Source organism: Flavobacterium sp. DW-iso2, assembly GCF_058725285.1.
This window is the reverse complement of sequence record NZ_JBZXDY010000042.1, coordinates 1-21,843: the sequence shown is the minus strand read 5'-3', so window position 1 is coordinate 21,843 and position 21,843 is coordinate 1. Positions and strand designations below refer to the sequence as shown.

Genomic DNA, 21,843 nt, shown 5'->3' with positions numbered 1-21,843 from the left:
CAATATTACGTCTACAATCAACTATTTTTGAAATGAGTAAACATCCAAAAATAGTCAACCTATATCAGGACAAGACAGCATGACAAATCCTAAAATAGGTTTATCGAAAGTGGATTGATCAATAAAAATTTCAGTACTATTAAATTTATATTAAAAACTGGTACTCTTACTTGGATTTTTCCATTTTTAAAAAGTCATTTTTCCATTAAAATCATTTTATTAAAATTACTCAAAATGAAACAGTTATTATTAATATTTGCTTTTATACTCTTCTCTATATCGATTTTTGCTCAAAAATTAGAATTGAGTGACACTATTTCATTAACTATTAACGAGCATAATACCATTTTTATAAAAGCTATTTTCAACGAAAAAGATACTTTAAACTTAAATTTTGACACCGGAACAACCGAATTGATTTTAATAAATGATATTTTAAATAATAAACTTAAATCTACAACGGAACTTTACAGCACATTATATAATTTAAAAATTGGAAAAACAAATTACAAAACTAAAGTGTATGACGCCGAATTAGCAGGACACGGAACAGAAGGGCGATTTGGCTGGGACTTTTTCAAAGGAAAAGTAGTCGAACTCAATTATGACAAGCATGCTATGATTATTCATTCTGAATTGCCTAAATATGTACTATTAGATAACAAATTCACTAGCCTAAAAATAGAGTTTTTTAAAGACTTGTTTTTAGTTTCAAGTGAAATTAAGGAAAATGGAATTGCGAACAATGATCTTTTCCTCTTTGATACGGGTTTTGAAAGAACTGCAATGTTAGATAATGATTTATTAAAAGAAGGTAACTTTCCAACGAACAAGATGAAGGTTTTAAAAAAGGTAATGATGAAAGGTGCACAAGGAAACGAAATCCCTGTTATTACTTCTAATTTAGAAATCTTAAAAATTGGAAAGTATAAACTTAAAAATATTCCAGTTCAAATAACAACTACCCAAAAACCATTAAAAGATAAAAACGTTCATATTTTAGGTAACGAAATTTTGAAAAGATTTAATATATTCCTCGATTTTCAAAATAATGTTGTGTACTTGAAACCAAATAAATTTTATAAAGACCAATACATTGACCAAAGAAAAGAGTATAAATCGGAATGACGAAATGCCGAAAAATCAGCTTAATTCGCGTTTTTTTTACAAGAAATTTATGTGTCAGCAGAAAACAAGCAATCACAAAATCTATGAATATTAAAGAATTCAAAAAAGCAAGTGAAAAATCTCTGATGAAGAATGGGAAAATTGTGGACTGAATCCTTCTAAAAAAAAACTCATACATTAAACTGGAAAAGTAATTTAATAATTTACTTGAAGAGTTACTTTATAAAAGTGTCTAAAAGAAATAGAAAAAATAATACAAAATTACATTCAGAGAATTTATTGTTCAGCCATGATTTTAGTGCTACCATCCGTTTTAATCAATTTGTAATTCTATATTAATTTCAAACAATAATTTTCATAACTTAGTTTTTTCCTAACGAAAAAAATAAAAAGGCTGCCTACTTTTTTATCAAATTAGATTTGCACTAAAGCTTATGAAAAATACAATGTATTTAATGAAAAATCGACACTCAACGTGGCTTGAGCTCTTTTTTGACCTAATCTTTGTTGTGGCACTAGGAAAGGTGGCTCATCTATTAGCCCATACGCATAACAATGAACTAGACCGCCATGTATTTTTAACATTCATTATATTATTTTTACCTTTTTGGTAGATTTGGGTGCTGCACACTTCATTTTCAAATAGGTTCGACAATGACAGTAGGTTCCATAGAGTTTTTACGCTTCTCATTATGTTTGTTCTTATCATTTTATCTACCACGATCGATTCTGGAATAGAAAATAACTACTGCGGGATTATATGCTAAATATATTCAAAAAATGAGAGGCCGATCCACAAACAAAAGAATTATCGGTGTTCTTGCCTTTGGAACACCCTCCTTGCTGTATCAGCTTTATTCTTTTCCTACAAAATAGCTAGTCTATTGCTAAGCATCAGTATTATCATAGAAATTATTATTATTCAGACGACTCTTAATTCTAAAAATTCAACGAAGCCTTTAGATAAAGAACATTTAGTAGAATGCATAGGACTATTGGCAATTGTCCTTTTAGGAGAACCCATTGCTTCCTTAACATTGGGTCTTACTAATGTAGATTGGACATTATTAACCATTGCCATGGGGATGGTGGGATTTTCAATAATAGCCATGATCTGGTGGATCTACTTCGACTCGCTAAATTTATTGATTGAAAGTAAAAGAGATAAATATGGAACTGGTATTATCTACTCTCAGTTGTTGATCTATATGTCTTTTGCGATTCTTGCCAATACAATAAGACATGCCATCCTTAACGATTTAAACTTGTTTGATTTTAGAATTATGGCCATTTCAGGAATGCTGCTTCTATATATTGGAAAACAAACTGCATATGCAATAAATGTACCTAAACACAACAGAAACAGGATAATAAATACATTAATAGTACTTACCATTGCTGCAGTATCCTTACTTTTAAATAGATCTCAATACATCCTTTTTGGGTTGGCCTTTTCTTTTGCCATTTACATCGTGCTTAATTATAAATCACAAATGAAATTATATGGCAAAGTTAATTTTTAAGTGTTAGTCTATAAAATCGCTGATTTTTCATATCCGTAACCGGTTAAGATTACTTCTTTGAATTTCGTCTTAATTAAAGGAACCCCTTCTTTCTCAGTTTACTCTAAAACAACAATTATCAGCCGTTAATTTAGGCTTTTGCCAAAATAAATTTGACTGATTTAAAAATAGTATCCTATCTGCACACAAAAATAATTATTAAATTACTACTATAAGAATCTATTTATCAACGTTATAAAAGTCACTTGTTATAAATTGAGGCCTAAAATTGGTGTTTATAAAAATTTATTTTGGATTATCTTCCACGCCCCAGGTGTCCAAACTTCGTAAAATATTTTCGAGTGATCTGCCTCTCTCGCTCAATTTGTATTCTACTTTTGGAGGAACAACCGCAAAAACTTTTCTGGAAATAAGGCCGTCTTTTTCTAATTCTCTTACGGTTTGGGTAAACATTTTATTAGAAATACCGGAGATTTTCTTTTGTAGTAATCCGGAACGTAAACCCCCATCCAGTAAATGAAATAAAACCAAAGGTTTCCATTTAGTCCCTATTAAACCCATTGTATAATGAAGAGGACAGTAATTTTTTTCGCTCATTTTATATTTCAATCAATTGATAATCTATATTTTACTCTTTTAGGTAACTATAATACTTTAAAGTAGGTTATTGCTATTTATGCAAATATAGGCTAAATTTGTAATCTAAAACAATAACACATGACAACTAAAACAAATTATCCAAAAGCATTTTCTCATATCGGAATTACAGTTCCTAATATTAAAGAAGCCGTTAAGTTTTACTCAGAAGTAATGGGCTGGTACATTATTATGGAACCGTCTACAGTAAAGAAAGAAAAGGAAACAGCTATTGGTCAAATGTGCATTGACGTTTTTGGCGAAGATTGGGAAGAATTTGAAATTGCACATTTAGCCACTTCAGATGGTACGGGAATCGAATTATTTTCTTTCCCTCACGGAATTAAAGAAGCACCAGAATTCAATCCTTTCAATACAGGTCTTTTTCATTTTTGCATACAAGATCCAAACATTGAAGATCTTATCGCTAAAATTGTATCTTACGGTGGTAAACAAAGAATGCCTATTCGAGAATATTATCCAAATGAGAAACCTTTTAAAATGTGTTACGTACAAGATCCTTTCGGAATTGTTTTCGAAATATACACGCACAGTTATGAACTGACTTATTCTTCTGGAGCCTATTCAAAATAAAACCAAATATCTAATAGCTTTTATTGAACTTCTAAAATTTAACTAAAATGAAAAAAAGTCTTTATCTAATCTTCCTTTTTATAGTGATTGTTTCTTGTAAAAAAGTGACGAACAAGAAAATAGAAACTGAAGCGACAAAACACACGGACAGCCTTACAGTACAAGTACAACAAATTGCTGAATTTACTGGACAACAACTAACTGGCGTTACCGTGAGCACATTAGGACGGATTTTCGTGAACTTCCCTCGATGGAGAAAAGGAGTTGAAAATTCGGTGGTTGAAATTACCAAAGACAATCAAAAATTAGCTTATCCCAACGAAGAATGGAATTCATGGAAAATTGGAAGCGCAGTTGAAGATCAAAAATTTGTTGGCGTACAATCTGTAGTGGCTTTTGAAAACATGCTTTATGTGTTAGACACACGCAGTCCATTATTTGGTGCCGTTTTAGACGCACCTCGCCTTTTTGTCTTTAATTTAAGTGACAATAAATTAGAGAAAACTTATATATTACAAAAAGACAGTTATTATCCTAATTCTTACATCAACGATTTACGTGTCGATAAAAAAAACAATAAAATCTATTGTACTGATTCTGGCAGAGCTGGTTTAATTGTACTGGATATGACTTCTGGAAAATCTACTAGAGTTTTAGACAATCATTTCTCTACAAAAGCGGAGCAATCCTATTTGACTTTCGACAACAAAAAGTGGGAGAACACTATTAATTCTGACGGAATTGCATTAGACAATAAAAATGACTTGCTCTACTTTCATGCACTAACGGGCTACAGTTTATATTCCGTACCCACAAAAGTATTAGCCAATGCAAATAATACGGAAGTTGAAAAATCAGTCAAATTGGTGGCAAAAACAGCAGCCCCTGATGGAATGATACTGGACGAAAATGGTATTTTATATTTTGCTGATTTAGAAAACAACAAAATTATGTATCGTAAACAAGATGGCAGTATTCACACACTGGTTGAAGGTAAAAAAATCAGATGGGCAGATACATTTAGTATTTATAACAACTACTTGTATTTTACAAACTCAAGGATTAATGAAGTTACAGCCGATATTTCAACTATGACTTTTACTTTGAATAAAATAGAGTTATCTAAAAATTAAAAAAAGAGCAAAGTGACTTAACCGCTAAGACGACTTTCTACTTAAAAATAATCCAAAACAAGACCGTTTTTAAAACAATTTAAAAGCGGTCTTGTTATTGTATTACGTACTATTACCTTCTACATTCGACACTCCTAATTGCATTATAAAAGACCAATAACATCACTGTCAATAAACTGTCTAAAAATGATCACGAAAATAATTTAAAACTTAATATATTCGAAGGTAATCAAAGAGGAGGTAAATTAGTATACTGATTTTACTATATCGCAAATTTTTTTATCCTATAAATGTAACAAATAATTAAACCAGCCGACTTATTATTATTAGCTGAATTCCATTTCGAAAAATGAAATCAGCATTGTTCTAAAAGGATAACTCGCAATTTTCAATATAAAAAGAGAGGAAACTAATTTAATTTCAGCCATTTTAATCAAACATTAATTTACACCGTATGAAAAAAATAATGCTACCGCTTTTTCTTTTGCTCGCCTTAACAGGACAAGCACAAATAAAAGCAGACGATGTACATACTTTCACCCTAAAAAACGGAATGAAAATATTAGTTGTAGAAGATTTTTCGATCCCAAATGCAAATATGTATTTGTTTTACAAGGTAGGAAGCAGGAACGAATACCAAGGAATTACTGGTCTCTCTCATTTTTTTGAACACATGATGTTTAACGGAGCCAAAAAGTACGGCCCAAAACTATTTGACCAAACAATGGAATTCAATGGAGGTGCGAATAATGCGTATACCACTGAAAATGTTACAGTTTACACGGATTGGTTTCCTGCATCTGCAGCGGAGGTTATATTTGATCTTGAAGGCGACCGAATTTCTAGTTTGAGTATTGATCCTACGATGGTAGAAAGCGAAAGAGGCGTTGTATTAAGCGAGCGTCGTACTGGTCTTGAAAATTCTCCTTGGCGTCTGTTGTCGCAATCGCTTCAGGCAACCGCTTTTCAAGAGCACCCATACCATTGGCCTGTAATGGGATATGAAGATGACATGAAAAATTGGAATCAACAAGACTTGGAACGTTATTTTAAAACCTATTACGCACCAAATAACTGCGTTGTTGTAATTAGTGGCGCGATCAAAACAGAAGCAGTAAAACTATTAGCAGAGAAATATTTCGAACCAATTCCAGCTCAACCCACGCCACCAAAAGTTCATATTGTAGAACCTGTACAAACCGGGGAACGAAGAATTACTGTTCAAAAAGAAGTGGCTACACCTTATCTTATGATTGGTTATCATACTCCTGAAACTAAAAACGATGATTATTATGCCTTAAATATTCTGAGCTCCGTTCTTTCAAGCGGAAAATCATCCCGATTGTATGCTTCGCTTGTAGATAAAAAACAAGTAGCTACCCAAGTATTTACTGACTATGGTGATAGCTTTGATCCTGGACTTTTCAATGTATATGCTGTAGCCAATAAAGAGGTGAACGAAGTAGATTTAGAAAATGCCATATATACTGAGATTGAAAAAATAAAACAGGATGGGATTACCGATACGGAACTACAAAAAATAAAGAACCAAAAACTAATGGAATTTTACGACCAAGTGGAAACCATAGACGGAAAATCAAACAACATAGGTACTTATGAAGTATTTTTTGGTGACTATAGAAAAATGTTTGATGCGCCAGCTAATTATAATAAAATCACAATTGCTGATGTGCAACGGGTTGCCAAAACCTATTTTACAAAAAGTAACCGAACAGTAGGAGTATTAAAAACAAATGTAGAAAATTAATAGTATGGAACGTATTAATAAAAAATTCATAATGATCTGCTTGCTTGTAATAACACAAATAAGTCTGTCAGCACAAAGTTATAAGTTACCGAGTTACGCTACATTTAAATTACCAAATGGTCTTACTGTCTTCCTAATGGAGCAACATGATGTGCCTGTAATTAGTGTATCTGCCATTATCCCGGCGGGCGCAATATATGATAAAGACAAAGCGGGACTTGCGTCACTGACTGCTACAGCTTTAAAACATGGTACTGAAAATTTCACAAAAGCTAAGTTAGATGAAGAACTCGACTTCATTGGCGCCGCTTTAAACACCTATTCTTCTAAGGAATACTCCGGTCTTTCTTCTCATTTTGCCGCTAAGGACAAAGACAAGGTACTGACGATTATTAAAGAAGTATTGCTTAATCCTGTTTTTGACGCTGCAGAATTTGAAAAAGAAAAAAGTAGGTTGCTGGTGAAGCTTGAACAGCAAAAAGAAAGTCCGCAATCTGTGATAGGATCGTACTTTGAGTCCATGCTTTATGGAGACCACGTTTATGGAAATATAATAACAGGTACTACGTCAACCGTGAGTAAATTAACCGTAAATGATCTTACTACTTTTTATAAAACGAAATACAAACCAGACCATGCTGCCATTAGCGTAGTAGGTGATTTTTCTACTAAAGAAATGAAAGCCGCACTGACTGCTTTGTTCTCAAAATGGGAAAAATCCTCAAAAGAAGAAGATAGTCCTGCATCCAAAGCGATTAGTATTCCAAAAGAAAACAAGGTATTACTAGTCAATAAAGACGACGCCAGAGAAACCACGTTTTATATTGGTTCTCCAGGAATAAGCAGAAACAATCCAGATTATGTATCCATTGAAGTAGTCAACACACTTTTTGGCGGACGATTTACGTCGATGCTAAATGATGAGTTACGTGTAAACTCTGGCTTGACCTACGGCGCAAGTAGTCGCTTTAATGCCTTGAAAAATGGTGGTTCATTTGCTATCAGCACTTTTACAGACGTGAAAACCACGGAAGCAGCCATTGATAAGGCGCTCGAAGTCCTGTCTAAATTACATAAAAATGGTATTGATGAAAAAGCATTGGCTTCAGCCAAAAATTATGTCAAAGGACAGTTCCCGCCACGATACGAAACTACCTCGCAACAAGCTAGTTTACTGACCCAAATGTTCTGGTATGATTTTGATAAATCTTTCATTGACGATTTTGAAAAGAATGTTGACAACTTGGATTTGGCGAAAGCCAACCAAATCATTGCTAAATATTTCCCTAAAGACAAGCTACAATTTGTGCTAATAGGAAAAGCAGATGAGATTATAAACATTTCAAAAAAATATGGCACAGTAACCCAAGTGGAAATAAAAGACGATCCTAAAGAAGGACTATAATTAATATCAAAGCGGAACTTAAATTTCCGCTTTTTTTTATATCTAATACTTATACCGAAAACCAGACAATATAGTCCAACCTAAATTTTTGTCACATCGCGCGCAGTCGAGATGCAATAGTGGTTCTCGACTCCGCTCGAACTGAAATTGAACTGTTTTATAGCCGAATATGACTTAGCTAATAACCACTCGCACTATTTGTCACGTCTCAGTAAAGTTGCTCACGTATCTTGAGACGCTTTCAGCGTGACAAACTAAGTGCTGTAGTTTGTGCAAGAATAGAACGCTTTATTATTGGGTCATACAATATTCATAATTAGTATATATTCTAATTCGATTAAAAAAGTCCCAATCGCACGTTTGGAGTACGCACACCTATTTGCGTATTCACTGTCGTTCTGTTAGATCTGTTTTCATAATGCGGCTCACTATATCCATAGTAATAATGGTCTGCATGCTGATACCAATATTTACTGTGATGACAATGGCTATCGCAATCATCGTGGTGTGCTGCATAACCTTCTTGCTTACCTTGAACATAAGCTCGATGCGCTCTTCTGTCGTTTTTCTTTAATTCCTTTTCGTATTGTTTTTGTTCCTGCCAAAAAGCACGTTCTTCTGTTTTGCTTTTTGCTTCAAACTGTTGTTCGTATTTCGCATCTTCTAAACCTCTTTGTTGATAATACGATACACTCTGTTTTGTTTCTACTTGGGTATCATTACTAACTCTAGCTTTTTGCGCATTCACATTGGGTACGAAAGAAAAAATAATTAGTATTAATATGGCTTTAACTGTTTTCATAATTTTAAAATTAGTTTTATTACAATAGTAAGACAACTGTAATCTAGTTTACCCTACCTTCCTATCCACTAATTTTTAAAAATGCTTTATTTAATCTGACTTTTCATAAAATCAATCACCTCATCAAAGCGGTCGCTCCATGGATAAAAGTACTGTGTAACCATAGGAACATGCTTTTTATCCACTCGTATTGCTGAAACTTCTGGCTGAAAAGGATGCAGGGCATCAATAAAACGCTTATTGGTTGTTTTAATAGAAGCATAGGTTTGATCACCAATATAAATTAAAAAAGGAGGCGTATTTTTATCCAAAAAATAAATAGGGGACGCATCCTGCCATTTGGTGGGCGAGTTAGTCCAGGTTGTTATGTAATTGTATTCGGCAGTAGGTGGGTTTTCCTCTAAATAATATTTCATATCTAATCCTGCGGCATCATTCAAAATAATTCCGGAAATACTTTTAGGATCGATTCCGTACTTCGGATTCATAACCGCTAATGCACCCAAATGTCCGCCTGCAGAATGTCCCGTTACAAAGACTGCATTTGGATTACCCTTGTACTTGCTGATACTATCTTTCGTCCATTGAATCACGGCGGCAATTTGCTTGGCCATCCCGTCATAATCCGTATTTGGACTCAAAGTATAATCTGGAATCACAGTGACTACTCCTTTGCTGGCAAAGTTCCTGCCTAATAAATCGTAGGTCCCTTTTCGTCCACTATTCCAGTAGCCTCCATGCACAAATATTAAAACAGGGAGTTGTTTTGCTTTTGAATTTCTGGGAACAAAAACATTCATTTTTGGTACCGCTATTGTATTTTCCTTCGAAGGCAGTAAATAGGAAGCATCTGTAATTTTTTTTGATGCACAACTCCCCAACAGAATGCTATTAAGGACAACTAGTATCGCAATTTTATAACGCATAGTTTTTTTTACAAATATATAAATTAAAGAAAAAGCAACCGCAATTATTACAAAAGGCTACGCTGCCATTTTCCTGCTAATGAAATTAAAAAATATCACAACGGGAAGAAATGGAATTCATTAGCTTTGTAACGGCACACAATAATTTAAAATGAATGATAGATTCGTATCTAGTAGTGCCACTATTATTAGTAAAGCACACCATAATACCCCACCAGAAATGCGAAAACAACTTTTTTTTGGATTCAGATTTGTACTTTAATTAAAACGAAACACATGAAGCACACTATTTTAATCGTTACCGGATTAGGAGATTCAGGAGAGACACATTGGCAAAATTATTGGTTACAGCATTTTGAAACTGCTCAAAAAGTGATTCAAAAAGATTGGGACAACCCTATCTTAAAAGATTGGCTGGAAAGCCTAAACACTTCAATCGAATCTGCGGAAGGTGAAATCATTATCGTTGCTCATAGCCTTGCCTGCTCGTTGATCAGCCATTGGTCAAAAGAAAATAAAACCGATAAAATAGTTGGTGCCTTGCTTGTTGCTCCTGCAGATGTAGATTCAGCTGCGCATACCCCTGAGGAAATCAGAAACTTCTCTCCCATTCCTTTATTAAAATTAGATTTCCCTTCCATTGTGATCACAAGTTCTAATGATCCCTATATTTCATTGGAAAGAGCCTCGTTGCTAGCTGAAAAATGGGGAAGTTCTTTTATAAATATTGGCGAGAAAGGCCATCTGAATTCAGAGTCAAAATTAGAATATTGGCCCGAAGGACAAGAAATTCTGCAGTCATTATTAGAAATGATAGAAAGTAATAAATAATTTCATTTCTATAAACGAAACTATTATCAAAACATATACCAAAAAACTGCAACACTTCATAGCTCAAAATACCCGAAAAAAACGGGATGCAAATAGTGATTTATCTTAATTGCAAGGCAAATACAGTGACTATCTAAAATTGTATCTCTGCTATTTGCAGAATTGTAAAACCAACCCAAAAAATACCTAAATTTGAATGTTAAACTGTTCCAAATTTGGCAGAAGCAGCAACTTCTTTTTTCCTTTTTTCGAAAATTAAACTAATGAAAAAAATAACATACCTACTCTTACTACTATTTTCAATCATTAGTTGTTCCACTCATATGAACGATAATGAAAATAACACCATCATTGGAAAATGGAATTGGGTTGAATCTTCTGGCGGGATTGCCGGAATTACGACAACGCCACAATCATCTGGAAAATCAATTCAACTGGAAATCTCTAACACAAAAGTAAAAAAGTATGTGGATGGGATTTTAGTTCTTGAATCCTCCTACTCTATTCAAACCGGAATTTCTATTTTTGGAGGGGAAAAAAAGTTAATTATCTATGACAATGATTCAAAACAGTCTTTCACAATAACTGCCAATCAATTGATTCTTAACGATGAATGTTACGATTGTTACTTTAATAGATATATAAAAGACTAAAACTATTTGTTACTCTTATTTCAAATCAATAATATGACTCTGTGTTAGCAAACAAAATTTACTGTAAATTAGATTTATAATGAATTTGCTTGTAACCACAACATTTTTTTAGAAAACAAGAACTATAGAAAACACATAATCTGACAATAGTTCACACAAAACCCTTCATATAATTGGCTTTAATCACTAAGCAAAATGGAAAATATCAAAATATTTATAAACTACATAGCAGCATCTATTGAAATCATAGGCTGTATTACCATTTTTACAGGCGTACTATATTCTCTAATCAAGTCACTTGTACTATTTTATAGAAGAAAACCAGAGCCCTTTATTGAATTAAGACAAACGCTGGGAAAATCGATACTTTTAGGACTTGAAATATTAATCGCTGCTGCTATAATTGCCACAGTAGTTGCAGAGCCAACATTAGAATCGGTATCGATTTTAGGATTAATAGTTTTTATCAGAACGGTTATGAGTTTATCATTGCAGGTCGAACTCGAAGGTAAATTTCCATTGCAAAAAAATAAAATTTAAATCTATCAATAACCCTTTATCAAATAAACGTATTATGTTAGTAAAAAAAAATTGGCACCAAAAACATTTTGAAGCTTTAGGATTTGGGAGCCGCTTGGCCGATGCCGTGGCTAAAAGTATGGGGTCGTGGAAATTCATAATTGTGCAAACGATTTTAGTCGTTCTTTGGATGACCTTAAACCTAATTGCTTTTATAAAACATTGGGATGTCTATCCTTTTATTTTGCTTAATCTATTATTCTCTACCCAAGCTGCTTATGCAGCGCCTATTATCATGATGTCTCAAAACAGACAAAACGAAAGAGACCGAGCACAAGCACAAGCAGATTATCAAACTAATCTGGAAGCCAAACTAGAAATAGAAGCGCTGACATCAAAACTGAATAGCATTGAAGTTGACAAATTAGACAAGATAATCAGACTATTGGAACAAATTCAAAGACAGCCCTAACTAAAGAATAAAATCAAACATCTAGATTTTAATTTTTCTGTTATTTTTATTTCAAAAAAGCTAATAGCAATAAGCTCACTTAGCCCGAAACATTTTGGGCATAAATGAGCTTATTATTTTTATACACCGCTTAAAATTAAATTTTTCTTCTCTAATTCAACTTGCTAGTTGCAATTTTTACTTTGGTAATAACCAAGAAAGCAATTAAAATTTATTCCCTAGATTTACAAAGAGTTATTATAAAGAATCACCTTATTATTTTTAGTTAAAAAACATCTATTTTACTGATATTTAGTTAATTAATAATTTTACACCAATTATTTTTTTTAATTTTAATAGAAATAAAAAGTAAACTATTAATATTTAAAATCAATTATTATGGCAACTCAAACAGGAAAAAAAGTAGAAGCTACAAAAGCAAAAACAAATTCAGCTCATGGATTGAGAGATTTATTTGAAGTAGGATTGAAAGATATTTATTATGCAGAAAAAATATTGAGTAAAACACTTCCTAAAATGGCAAAAAATGCTTCAACTCCAGAACTGGCTACTACTCTCAATAAACATTTGACCGAAACAAACGAACATATTTCCAGATTGGAAAAAATATTCGAAGTTACTGGTATTAAACCTGCTGCAAAAAAATGTGAAGCAATGGAAGGAATTCTAAAAGAGAGTGATGATATGATCAACAAAACAGATCAAGGTATTGTACGTGATGCCAGTATAATTGCCTCTGAACAAAAGGCAAAACATTATGAAATTGCAACTTATGGTACTTTACACGCTTTCGCAAAAACAATGGGAGAAAACAAAGCAGCTGATCTATTAGCTATGACTCTTAATGAAGAGAAAAAAGCGGACGCTAGATTAACTGAGTTAGCGATGACTTCTATTAACAACAAAGCTTTTAAAGCGGATGCTATTTCAAACCCACGGATGTAATTCGAAATCATAAATAATTTAAAAAGCCTGTTCCGTACAGGCTTTTTTTATGGTACTATTATATAGGAAATTACCATTTTAAATGTTGAACGTTAAATATTTGCTTGTGTAACAAAAGTTACTGACAAACCTTTTCCTTTGTGTTACTTTTGTCTTATCAAATTAGAGTACACGATACATCCAATTGAATAAAAGTGCTCTTTTGAGCGTAATTCAAACTTTATAAATTAAACAAAATGAGCGTAGAAAAAATAATTAAAGAAAACGAAGGAACCATTGTAGATGTGCGTTCGTACGGCGAATTTATCGGTGGTAATGTAGTTGGTTCCATTAATATTCCGCTAAATGAAATACCCGAAAGAGTCGAAGAATTAAAAAAATTAAAAGCACCTTTAGTATTATGTTGCGCCTCTGGAAACAGAAGCGGACAGGCACAACACTTCCTTTCACAACTTGGCGTCGAGTGTTATAATGGTGGTTCTTGGTTAGACGTAAATTATTATAAATCACAAGTAACAAAATAAGATGATAAACACATTAAAAAATCTATTTGGTTTAGGGCCAAAAGTAAATTACGCCGATTTAGTAAAGCAAGGAGCTGTAATTCTAGATGTACGTAGTCCAGGAGAATACAAACAAGGACACATAAAAGGGTCAATAAATGCTCCATTAAATGATCTTTCGAGACATATTCCAAAATTAAAAAAAGACGCTACTATTATTACTTGTTGTGCATCAGGAATGCGAAGTGCTTCTGCAAAAAGCATTTTAAAATCGAATGGATTTGCACAAGTTCATAACGGCGGAGGCTGGAGTAGCTTACAAAACAAAATCTAATGAATGTACAAAATCTATTAAATGACTGGCACTTTATGCGTTTTGTCCGTCTTGCGCTAGGCGTTTACATTGGTATACAAGCGTTTCAAACCCAAAGCATTCTTTCAGGACTTCTGGCCGGTTTTCTATTATATCAAGTCGTTACAAATTCTGGCTGCGGTGGAGCGAATGGTTGTGCAGTACCGCTGAAGAAAAAGAATACCGACACTGTTGAGGATGTAGAATATGAAGAAATAAAAACAAATTAAATTATAATTACAGCATATAAAAAGCCCCAAATTGGGGCTTTTTATTTTATTAAGATTTAAAATTTAGTACAAACAAACACCAGTATTGCATCATTAGTATTCGATAATAAAAACTTTAAACCTTACAACAAATTAAATATTCATAAAAAAATTAGGCTTCTATTTTCGGAAAATTATTCCCTAGGCGTAAACAAACATCGGTACAATCAGCATAATATATAGCACAATGTGGTGCTGTCGCTAATCATCTCCATTAGCTAGCTGGCTTTTTCTCATGTGCCGCAACTTCATTAACATAAGGACTAACAAATGCTACTATGTTTAAAATAACACAATAAAATGGAATTACTCCTATTGTTATTATTAATTTAGTTGGGATAAGTAAGTCGTAAAACCACATCCTTCGAAAATACCAGAAACGGTATCCAAAGCTTTTGCGTTGTGGCCTTCCAACAGAAATTCTTTCTCTAAATTTTCATCTGTAGAGATATTGATTATTTCTACTATTTTTGAATGAGGAAAAATAAGGTCAAAACTCAGTTGGTTGTTTATCGACGATGTAAACTCATCTTCATTTTCCATAATAATGATGATTTTTGCGGTAGCGACTTCTTTTATTTTTTCAACAACAGCTGCATCATTGATACAAAAACCAGAAAGAATAATAATATCTGCTTCCCAACTGGCATTTACAGCGCAATCCATTTTTTCAATATAACCATGGCGATTGTGCGCCAAAAGACTTTCATGAATATCGGATAGTGCTTTTTGGTTTTTATCGAATAATAAAAGTTGGTAATGCTCCGATAATTCTTTGAGTATTGGAAAATTTCTTTTCTCAGCAGCACCAATAACGGCAATAGTTCGTATATTTTGCATTGTTCTTGTTTTTACTGTTGCAAAACTACGGTAAGAGCCCCCTTGGTTCCATTGAGATAGAACAAGAAATGCCATTGATCCAAATCAATTTTATTTCCGAAGAGTAATTTGTTTTCGCACTCGGCTTAGTGTTTCTGGGGTAAGACCAAGGTAAGAAGCAATCATGTGTTGGGGTACACGCGCTATGACATCAGGGTAAGCGATAGTGAGTTTGGTGTATTTTTCTTCAGCAGTTTCAGTCAAAGCAGAGTTTACTCTCGCCTGCAAAGCAATATAGGCGTTTTGCAACAAAAGTCTTTGGTAGCGTTCAAATACCGGTAGCGCATCCATTAGCTCCTCTCTTGCCACCGCCGTTAATAACAACAGTTCCGAATCTTCTATAGCTTCGATCGTGAAGGTGGAATGCGCGCCCATTAAAAAACTCGACAAATCAGTAATCCACCAGCCTTCAAAAGCAAACTGCATGATGTGTTCATTTCCTTTTTCATCGGTAGTATAGGAACGTAAAATCCCTTTTTCAATAAAAGCATTGTACGTACAAACATCGCCTTCTAATAGCAAAGTTTGTTTCTTTCGTATTTTTTTTGGAATAAAAAAAGTCTTACACTCCTCAAATTCGGCCGCGGTCAACGTTACTTTATCTCCAATACTTTTTGCCAATTGTTCATACATGTCCGCAAGATAATAATTACTGCATCAATTAAAAAAACCAATCGTAAAAATGAGCAAAATGCAAAAATTAAATCCTTATAAAAGCAGCATTGCAGCCCTTATTTGCTGTCAATTATGCTACAAATAGCCCTAATAACAAAATCAAAAATCATTTGTCTTACGGCAAAATAAAAATTACCTTTGCCACAGTTTAACTTTTACACACAAAATGAAGCCTAACACACAACAATTAAAGGATTTAACTATCCAAGTCAGAAGAGACATTCTTAGAATGGTACATGCAGTCAACTCAGGTCATCCAGGTGGATCACTTGGTTGTGCAGAATTTATGGTGACCTTATACCAAAATCTAATGGACCGCAAAGAAGGTTTTGATATGGACGGAATAGGAGAAGATCTTTTCTTCCTTTCTAACGGACATATTTCACCAGTTTTCTACAGCGTTTTGGCAAGAAGCGGTTATTTTCCAGTTTCAGAATTAGCCACTTTCCGTCTAATCAATTCAAGACTACAAGGACACCCAACTACGCACGACGGTTTACCTGGAGTTAGGATCGCATCTGGTTCTCTGGGACAAGGTATGTCTGTAGGTATTGGAGCTGCTCAAGCTAAAAAATTAAATGGAGACAATCATTTAATTTACACTCTTCACGGTGATGGTGAATTGCAAGAAGGTCAAAACTGGGAAGCAATTATGTATGCTTCTGCAAAAAAAGTAGATAACCTTATCGCTACAATCGATTTAAACGGAAAACAAATTGACGGTACTACTGACGAAGTTTTAGCCATGGGAAGTATCCGCGCTAAGTTTGAAGCATTTGATTGGGATGTTATTGACATTAAAGAAGGAAACAACATTGAAGCTATTATAGCAGGAATGACAGAAGCAAAGTCTAGAACAGGAAAAGGAAAACCCGTTTGTGTACTATTGCATACTGAAATGGGGAATGGAGTTGACTTCATGATGCATACTCATGCATGGCATGGAAAAGCGCCTAATGACGCTCAACTAGAAAATGCATTTGCTCAAAATCCAGAAACCTTAGGTGACTATTAATAATTTTAAAATTTGAATTGTAAATTTTGAATTACTACTCAAAATCTTTCAATTATTAAATTTTTAAATCTTTGAATTTAAAAAAATGAAAAAATATACAAATACAGGAAGTAAAGATACGCGTTCGGGTTTTGGAGCGGGAATGACTGAGCTAGGTCAAAAGAACGAAAACGTAGTGGCACTTTGTGCTGATTTAATAGGATCGTTAAAATTTGACGATTTCAAGAAAAATCATCCAGAGCGTTTTTTCCAAATTGGAATTGCCGAAGCCAACATGATTGGAATTGCAGCTGGATTAACCATTGGAGGTAAAATTCCATTCACCGGAACTTTTGCTAACTTTTCTACCGGAAGAGTCTATGACCAGATTCGCCAATCAGTAGCTTACTCTGAGAAAAATGTAAAAATCTGTGCTTCGCATGCAGGTTTAACTTTAGGTGAAGATGGTGCAACACACCAAATTCTTGAAGATATAGGATTAATGAAAATGTTACCAGGAATGACTGTAATCAATACTTGCGATTACAATCAAACTAAAGCGGCTACATTAGCACTTGCTGATCATCACGGTCCTGCTTATTTGCGTTTTGGACGCCCAGTAGTACCTAACTTCATGCCAGCCGACGAACCATTTGTAATAGGAAAAGCAATCCTGTTAAGTGAAGGAACCGATGTAACAATCGTAGCTACTGGGCACTTAGTTTGGGAAGCACTTATTGCTGCCGAAGCATTAGAAGCAAAAGGAATTTCTGCAGAAGTAATCAACATACATACAATTAAACCATTGGATGAAGAAGCAATTCTTAAATCATTGGCTAAAACAAAATGCATTGTTACTGCCGAAGAGCACAATATCCTTGGCGGTCTTGGCGAAAGCATCTCAAGAGTATTAGCCTTGAATCATCCTGCTCCACAAGAGTTTGTTGCGGTAAATGACAGCTTTGGAGAATCAGGAACGCCTGAACAGTTAATGGAAAAATACAAGTTAAACAATCAAGCAATTGTTGAAGCCGTAGAGAGAGTTATTAAAAGAAAATAATTCACATACATATCCAAAAAAAAATCCCATCTCGTTTAAAAAGAGATGGGATTTTTTTTTGTTTTCAGTCTATACTTTAATGACAACTTTTATCTAAGTGTTTTTTGATTCGTGCAGGATCAGATGTATCACCATTACAACTCGGTATAGCATCAAAAGCCATTAATGTTCCATCAGCTTTTGTAATTTCACTTCTTGTACCATAACCATCTGCATCGTCATCGACGTCTAAAAAGTTAGGAATTCCATCCCCGTCACTATCATCAGCATAACGGATTTTATCTGCAGGACTTGTTGGATAATTGACAGTATTTCCATAATAATACATATAACCATCGCCATTTAAATCCTCTTGATAAGAAGGAATACCATCGCCATCTTGATCCAGTCGTTGCAATGCATATAATTTAAAACTAAAAACTAAAGGCGCATAAGCAGGAATATTATCACTTCCCGAAGAATAGTAGGACAATCCAGAGGGAATAAACATCACTCCTGCACCAAAATCTTTGTACGATACAGTTCCGTCATTGCCATTTGATTCTGCAGTCCCAGTCTTGAATTGTGGAAAAATCTCACTCCATGCTCTAAGTGGAACATTCTCAATTGTATATAAAGAAAAAAAAGTTTGAGGATATTTAACTTCTTGGAACGCTGTTGCAGTCAATGAAGTCACGCCTGACACTAAAGTTTGCTGTAGATAATCACCTTTATAAGCTGCCAACACACCATCTACATTACAAGGTGACTCTTTAACCCCTTCTCTCAATACTAAATAATATAATTTATAAGTAATATCGTGCAGAGATACGTCTCTACTTAACAATTTAGGAAAAGTAGTTTTATCTTTATACGACATAATGGAAGCTTGAGTGCCTCCATCGGGAATCTTAGTAAAAACTACATCCTGATCATCAGAAGAGCCAGGGTTATTAGTAACGGTTATATAATAGGTATTCAAATATTCTTCTATATCAGTAATATCAGTGGCATATTGTACTGCATATTCTCTAGGAGGAGTAATTTCGGCAGTGTCATTATTCTTCGAACATGAAAATAAAGAGAGGGTTGTAATTGATAAAATAAAATAATACTTAAATTTGTTCATTATAGCTGATTTTTAAGTGCGCAAGATACAATATTGATTGATTTTTGTAAACAATTTAACTCTGATTTTAGAATTTTTATGAGAATAGATAAATATTTATGGTGTGTCCGATATTACAAGACTAGAAATATGGTGACAGAAGCATGTAAAAAAAATCATGTGACCGTGAACGGCCTCGTTGCGAAACCTTCAAAGGAGGTTTTTCCTACTGATAAAATCACCTTTAGAAAAGACCAAATTACGCAAATCATAACCGTCTTAGACATTCCCGAAAACCGTGTAGGAGCTAAACTGGTAGATATGTACCGAAGAAATGATACGCCTGCAGAATCCTTCCAGCATTTGGAATTATTGAAATTATCAAAGGAGCACTATCGAAAAAATGGTACTGGACGACCTACCAAAAAAGATAGAAGAGATATTGACGAATTTGGAAATGAAATAAAAACTGACGAAGAGGAAGAGAACTAGTGTCAAAATTACTACTCTTCAAACACTAAACTTTAAACTAGAAAAATGAGCAAGAATATCATTTTAACGAATCAAGAAATTGAACATAAAATAAAAAGAATAGCCTACCAGATCTATGAGACCTTTGTCGATGAGGATGAAGTTGTTCTCGCTGGGATAGCAAGCAATGGATTCGTTTTTGCAGAAAAAATTGCTAAAGAACTGCAAAGTATCTCCACTTTAAAAGTTTCATTATGTGAAGTTAAAATTAACAAAGTCAACCCAGAATTACCAATACAGACTTCTTTGACAAAAGAAAAATATGCAAACAAGGGTTTAATTCTTGTTGATGATGTCCTAAATTCAGGTACGACTTTAATCTATGCCATAAGACACTTTTTAGACGTTCCCTTGAAAAAATTCAAAACAGCGGTTCTAGTAGACCGGAATCACAAGAAGTACCCCGTAAAAGCCGATTTCAAAGGAATTTCATTATCCACGTCACTATTAGAGCATGTGCAAGTCGTTTTTGATGAAAATGGAAACAGCTATGCCTATTTAAGCTAAAATAGCAAGAATATCCAAAACTGTCTCATCAACAGTTTTCTCATCAACACTAACTATGTGTTGCGCTTGATTGTAATAATAGCTTCTTTCAAAAAGATGCATCGCAATAAACTCCTTCATCTCCTCTTCATTTTTATTGGCGATAAGGGGTCTTTTGCTTTTATTGGCGACCAATCTATTAAATAAGGTCTCAATAGAAGCTTTTAGATAAACAGATAGTACATTCTTACCATATAACAATTCGTGGTTATTAGCATAGCAAGGAGTACCTCCGCCAAGACCAATAATGACATCTCCGGGAGCATTTAACAAGTCGACAAAAGCGGCATGCTCCATCTTCCTAAATTTAATTTCTCCGTGCTGTTCAAAAATAGCATTTATAGACAAACCCGCTTTTTCTTCAATATATTCATCCAAATCGACAAACGGTACCCTAATGATTTTTGATAGTGTTTTAGCAATAGTAGACTTCCCGCACCCCATATAACCTAATAATATAATTTTTCTCATAGAATAAAACCTTATAAACTAAGGCGTTAAGATTTATTGTTAAAAAAAGACAAATTTAAAGCAAAATTCTTTGGAAAACATCAAATAAAGTCCTTATATTTGCACCCGCATTCAAGCAAAGAAATTATGACTCGATAGCTCAGTTGGTAGAGCACATCACTTTTAATGATGGGGTCCTGGGTTCGAGCCCCAGTCGGGTCACAAATAGTGATCAACACATAATTTACTTGAATGCATTGACTCGATAGCTCAGTTGGTAGAGCACATCACTTTTAATGATGGGGTCCTGGGTTCGAGCCCCAGTCGGGTCACTAAAAGGTCGAGTAATTTATTACTTGACCTTTTTTATTTTCAGGCCACGTGGAGAAACGGTAGACTTGCCAGCTTGAGGGGCTGGTGCTCGCAAGGGCGTGTGGGTTCAAATCCCACCGTGGTCACGAATAAACAAAATGCCGAAATTAAATAGTAAAGCTGGCTTTGACTATTTAATTTCGGCATTTTGTTTTCAAAGCAGAGCTTTTTTGGGATTGACTTCGTCTATCCCGTCCGTCCTATCGAAAGGCCTTAAAAAATAGTAACCTTACTTTTACTGTTTTTTAAGGACCTTGTATTTGCAAACAGGGACTTTGTAGGAAAGACGAAGTCAACCTTATTTTTAAGCACTATTTCTAAACTATCCTCCCAGATTTGTTAAAAAAGCCATAACCAGTAAAAATACCATCGAACATCCCACCGCTATCATAAAAAAAGTACCTAGATATAAAAACAATCTGTCTTTTTTACGTTCCTCTTTTAGTAGCTCACTATTAGCTTCCCTATATTTCGCAGCAAACATCATCTCAATCCCAATTTAAGTTCGACAAATAATCCATTAAGGGACCACTCTTACAATAATGTAAAGAAACGCGTATTACAGCTCTTTCACAATACCAACTTTTAGTGATTTTTAAATTAATTATCCGTAAAACGGATCAAGTCGAAAACGCACTTTAAACAATAGCTAAATAGAATGGATCACATAAAAAAAGCGTCCCAACAAACTGCCAGAACGCTTCTAATTAAAAAGGATCAATACCAAAACCTGTGGAGTAGCAAAAATTAAGCGTAAATATTTGTTAGTCTGAAAAGGAAAAACTCTATG

The 21,843-nt window shown here is 34.0% G+C and carries 26 protein-coding genes and 3 tRNA genes; 22 read left to right on the top strand and 7 right to left on the bottom strand.

Annotation, left to right across the window (positions count from 1 at the left end):
• Nucleotides 1–234 precede the first annotated feature (234 nt).
• The 3 genes from AC4PRO_RS17555 to AC4PRO_RS17545 all read left to right on the top strand — a co-directional run bounded on the left by AC4PRO_RS17555 (nt 235) and on the right by AC4PRO_RS17545 (nt 2,651).
• A complete protein-coding gene (locus AC4PRO_RS17555) occupies nt 235–1,128 on the top strand; it encodes a pepsin/retropepsin-like aspartic protease family protein (RefSeq protein WP_074723599.1) in 894 nt (297 codons plus the stop codon).
• Nucleotides 1,129–1,562: 434 nt separating this feature from the next.
• Complete coding sequence (locus AC4PRO_RS17550; protein WP_083380457.1) at nt 1,563–1,742, top strand: low temperature requirement protein A; 180 nt, start codon at nt 1,563–1,565, stop codon at nt 1,740–1,742.
• 153 nt (nt 1,743–1,895) lie between these two features.
• A complete protein-coding gene (locus AC4PRO_RS17545) occupies nt 1,896–2,651 on the top strand; it encodes a low temperature requirement protein A (RefSeq protein ID WP_492118307.1) in 756 nt (251 codons plus the stop codon).
• Between the two features lie 285 nt (nt 2,652–2,936).
• On the opposite strand, the gene AC4PRO_RS17540 is transcribed toward AC4PRO_RS17545, so the two are convergent.
• Nucleotides 2,937–3,248 (bottom strand): winged helix-turn-helix transcriptional regulator, encoded by a 312-nt coding sequence (locus AC4PRO_RS17540; protein ID WP_492118306.1) that lies wholly within the window; start codon nt 3,246–3,248, stop codon nt 2,937–2,939.
• Between the two features lie 120 nt (nt 3,249–3,368).
• Here AC4PRO_RS17540 and AC4PRO_RS17535 point away from each other — a divergent pair, with 120 nt between their 5' ends.
• From AC4PRO_RS17535 to AC4PRO_RS17520, 4 genes are all read left to right on the top strand, one after another.
• Nucleotides 3,369–3,881, top strand: coding sequence for a VOC family protein (locus tag AC4PRO_RS17535; RefSeq protein WP_492118305.1), 513 nt, complete (start codon nt 3,369–3,371; stop codon nt 3,879–3,881).
• A 47-nt stretch (nt 3,882–3,928) separates the two neighbouring features.
• Entirely contained in the window at nt 3,929–5,014 is a 1,086-nt protein-coding gene (locus tag AC4PRO_RS17530; RefSeq protein WP_492118304.1) for an L-dopachrome tautomerase-related protein, read from the top strand.
• 454 nt (nt 5,015–5,468) lie between these two features.
• Nucleotides 5,469–6,782: a M16 family metallopeptidase gene (locus AC4PRO_RS17525; protein ID WP_074723583.1), complete on the top strand. Its 1,314-nt coding sequence runs from the start codon at nt 5,469–5,471 to the stop codon at nt 6,780–6,782.
• A 4-nt stretch (nt 6,783–6,786) separates the two neighbouring features.
• Nucleotides 6,787–8,187, top strand: a complete 1,401-nt coding sequence (locus tag AC4PRO_RS17520; protein ID WP_492118303.1) for a M16 family metallopeptidase — start codon at nt 6,787–6,789, stop codon at nt 8,185–8,187.
• Nucleotides 8,188–8,524: 337 nt separating this feature from the next.
• On the opposite strand, the gene AC4PRO_RS17515 is transcribed toward AC4PRO_RS17520, so the two are convergent.
• Together AC4PRO_RS17515 and AC4PRO_RS17510 are read right to left on the bottom strand one after the other, a co-directional pair.
• Nucleotides 8,525–8,989: a hypothetical protein gene (locus AC4PRO_RS17515; RefSeq protein WP_492118302.1), complete on the bottom strand. Its 465-nt coding sequence runs from the start codon at nt 8,987–8,989 to the stop codon at nt 8,525–8,527.
• An 86-nt stretch (nt 8,990–9,075) separates the two neighbouring features.
• The gene (locus tag AC4PRO_RS17510; protein WP_492118301.1) at nt 9,076–9,915 is read right to left on the bottom strand and encodes an alpha/beta hydrolase; all 840 of its coding nucleotides are present in this window, start codon (nt 9,913–9,915) and stop codon (nt 9,076–9,078) included.
• A 276-nt stretch (nt 9,916–10,191) separates the two neighbouring features.
• Here AC4PRO_RS17510 and AC4PRO_RS17505 point away from each other — a divergent pair, with 276 nt between their 5' ends.
• From AC4PRO_RS17505 to AC4PRO_RS17470, 8 genes are all read left to right on the top strand, one after another.
• A complete protein-coding gene (locus AC4PRO_RS17505; RefSeq protein WP_074723579.1) occupies nt 10,192–10,746 on the top strand; it encodes an RBBP9/YdeN family alpha/beta hydrolase in 555 nt (184 codons plus the stop codon).
• A 263-nt stretch (nt 10,747–11,009) separates the two neighbouring features.
• Nucleotides 11,010–11,399: a hypothetical protein gene (locus AC4PRO_RS17500; protein WP_139174231.1), complete on the top strand. Its 390-nt coding sequence runs from the start codon at nt 11,010–11,012 to the stop codon at nt 11,397–11,399.
• A 195-nt stretch (nt 11,400–11,594) separates the two neighbouring features.
• Complete coding sequence (locus AC4PRO_RS17495) at nt 11,595–11,939, top strand: DUF1622 domain-containing protein (RefSeq protein ID WP_492118300.1); 345 nt, start codon at nt 11,595–11,597, stop codon at nt 11,937–11,939.
• A gap of 34 nt (nt 11,940–11,973) precedes the next feature.
• Entirely contained in the window at nt 11,974–12,390 is a 417-nt protein-coding gene (locus AC4PRO_RS17490; protein WP_492118299.1) for a DUF1003 domain-containing protein, read from the top strand.
• Between the two features lie 378 nt (nt 12,391–12,768).
• On the top strand, nt 12,769–13,335 hold the full coding sequence (locus AC4PRO_RS17485; RefSeq protein ID WP_492118298.1) for a YciE/YciF ferroxidase family protein: 567 nt from the start codon (nt 12,769–12,771) through the stop codon (nt 13,333–13,335).
• Nucleotides 13,336–13,571: 236 nt separating this feature from the next.
• Complete coding sequence (locus AC4PRO_RS17480; RefSeq protein WP_492118297.1) at nt 13,572–13,859, top strand: rhodanese-like domain-containing protein; 288 nt, start codon at nt 13,572–13,574, stop codon at nt 13,857–13,859.
• 1 nt (nt 13,860) lies between these two features.
• Nucleotides 13,861–14,172 carry a rhodanese-like domain-containing protein gene (locus AC4PRO_RS17475; protein WP_074723573.1) on the top strand — a complete coding sequence of 104 codons (312 nt, stop codon included), beginning with the start codon at nt 13,861–13,863 and terminating at the stop codon, nt 14,170–14,172.
• A complete protein-coding gene (locus tag AC4PRO_RS17470; protein ID WP_492118296.1) occupies nt 14,172–14,420 on the top strand; it encodes a hypothetical protein in 249 nt (82 codons plus the stop codon). The genes AC4PRO_RS17475 and AC4PRO_RS17470 overlap by 1 nt, the downstream gene beginning before the upstream one ends.
• 363 nt (nt 14,421–14,783) lie before the next feature.
• Here the strand turns inward: AC4PRO_RS17470 and AC4PRO_RS17465 are convergent, their stop codons facing one another.
• Complete coding sequence (locus AC4PRO_RS17465; protein WP_492118295.1) at nt 14,784–15,299, bottom strand: hypothetical protein; 516 nt, start codon at nt 15,297–15,299, stop codon at nt 14,784–14,786.
• A gap of 90 nt (nt 15,300–15,389) precedes the next feature.
• Nucleotides 15,390–15,971: a Crp/Fnr family transcriptional regulator gene (locus AC4PRO_RS17460; protein ID WP_492118294.1), complete on the bottom strand. Its 582-nt coding sequence runs from the start codon at nt 15,969–15,971 to the stop codon at nt 15,390–15,392.
• 208 nt (nt 15,972–16,179) lie between these two features.
• Between AC4PRO_RS17460 and AC4PRO_RS17455 the strand changes: the two genes are divergently transcribed.
• Entirely contained in the window at nt 16,180–17,028 is an 849-nt protein-coding gene (locus tag AC4PRO_RS17455) for a transketolase (protein ID WP_492118293.1), read from the top strand.
• An 85-nt stretch (nt 17,029–17,113) separates the two neighbouring features.
• Nucleotides 17,114–18,067 (top strand): transketolase family protein, encoded by a 954-nt coding sequence (locus AC4PRO_RS17450; protein ID WP_074723569.1) that lies wholly within the window; start codon nt 17,114–17,116, stop codon nt 18,065–18,067.
• Between the two features lie 76 nt (nt 18,068–18,143).
• Here the strand turns inward: AC4PRO_RS17450 and bamM are convergent, their stop codons facing one another.
• The gene (gene bamM, locus AC4PRO_RS17445) at nt 18,144–19,175 is read right to left on the bottom strand and encodes a BamM family beta-barrel-assembly machinery protein (protein WP_074723568.1); all 1,032 of its coding nucleotides are present in this window, start codon (nt 19,173–19,175) and stop codon (nt 18,144–18,146) included.
• Nucleotides 19,176–19,253: 78 nt separating this feature from the next.
• Here bamM and AC4PRO_RS17440 point away from each other — a divergent pair, with 78 nt between their 5' ends.
• Both AC4PRO_RS17440 and AC4PRO_RS17435 read left to right on the top strand, forming a co-directional pair.
• On the top strand, nt 19,254–19,646 hold the full coding sequence (locus AC4PRO_RS17440; RefSeq protein ID WP_492118292.1) for an RNA-binding S4 domain-containing protein: 393 nt from the start codon (nt 19,254–19,256) through the stop codon (nt 19,644–19,646).
• Between the two features lie 45 nt (nt 19,647–19,691).
• On the top strand, nt 19,692–20,192 hold the full coding sequence (locus tag AC4PRO_RS17435) for a phosphoribosyltransferase domain-containing protein (RefSeq protein WP_074723566.1): 501 nt from the start codon (nt 19,692–19,694) through the stop codon (nt 20,190–20,192).
• Here AC4PRO_RS17435 and AC4PRO_RS17430 read toward each other — a convergent pair.
• Complete coding sequence (locus AC4PRO_RS17430; protein WP_492118291.1) at nt 20,184–20,702, bottom strand: shikimate kinase; 519 nt, start codon at nt 20,700–20,702, stop codon at nt 20,184–20,186. The genes AC4PRO_RS17435 and AC4PRO_RS17430 overlap by 9 nt on opposite strands.
• Before the next feature lie 128 nt (nt 20,703–20,830).
• Here AC4PRO_RS17430 and AC4PRO_RS17425 point away from each other — a divergent pair.
• From AC4PRO_RS17425 to AC4PRO_RS17415, 3 genes are all read left to right on the top strand, one after another.
• Nucleotides 20,831–20,903, top strand: a tRNA-Lys gene (locus tag AC4PRO_RS17425).
• A gap of 37 nt (nt 20,904–20,940) precedes the next feature.
• A tRNA-Lys gene (locus tag AC4PRO_RS17420) sits at nt 20,941–21,013 on the top strand.
• 43 nt (nt 21,014–21,056) lie between these two features.
• Nucleotides 21,057–21,139: transfer RNA gene (locus AC4PRO_RS17415), tRNA-Leu, on the top strand.
• The last annotated feature ends 704 nt before the right edge of the window (nt 21,140–21,843 follow it).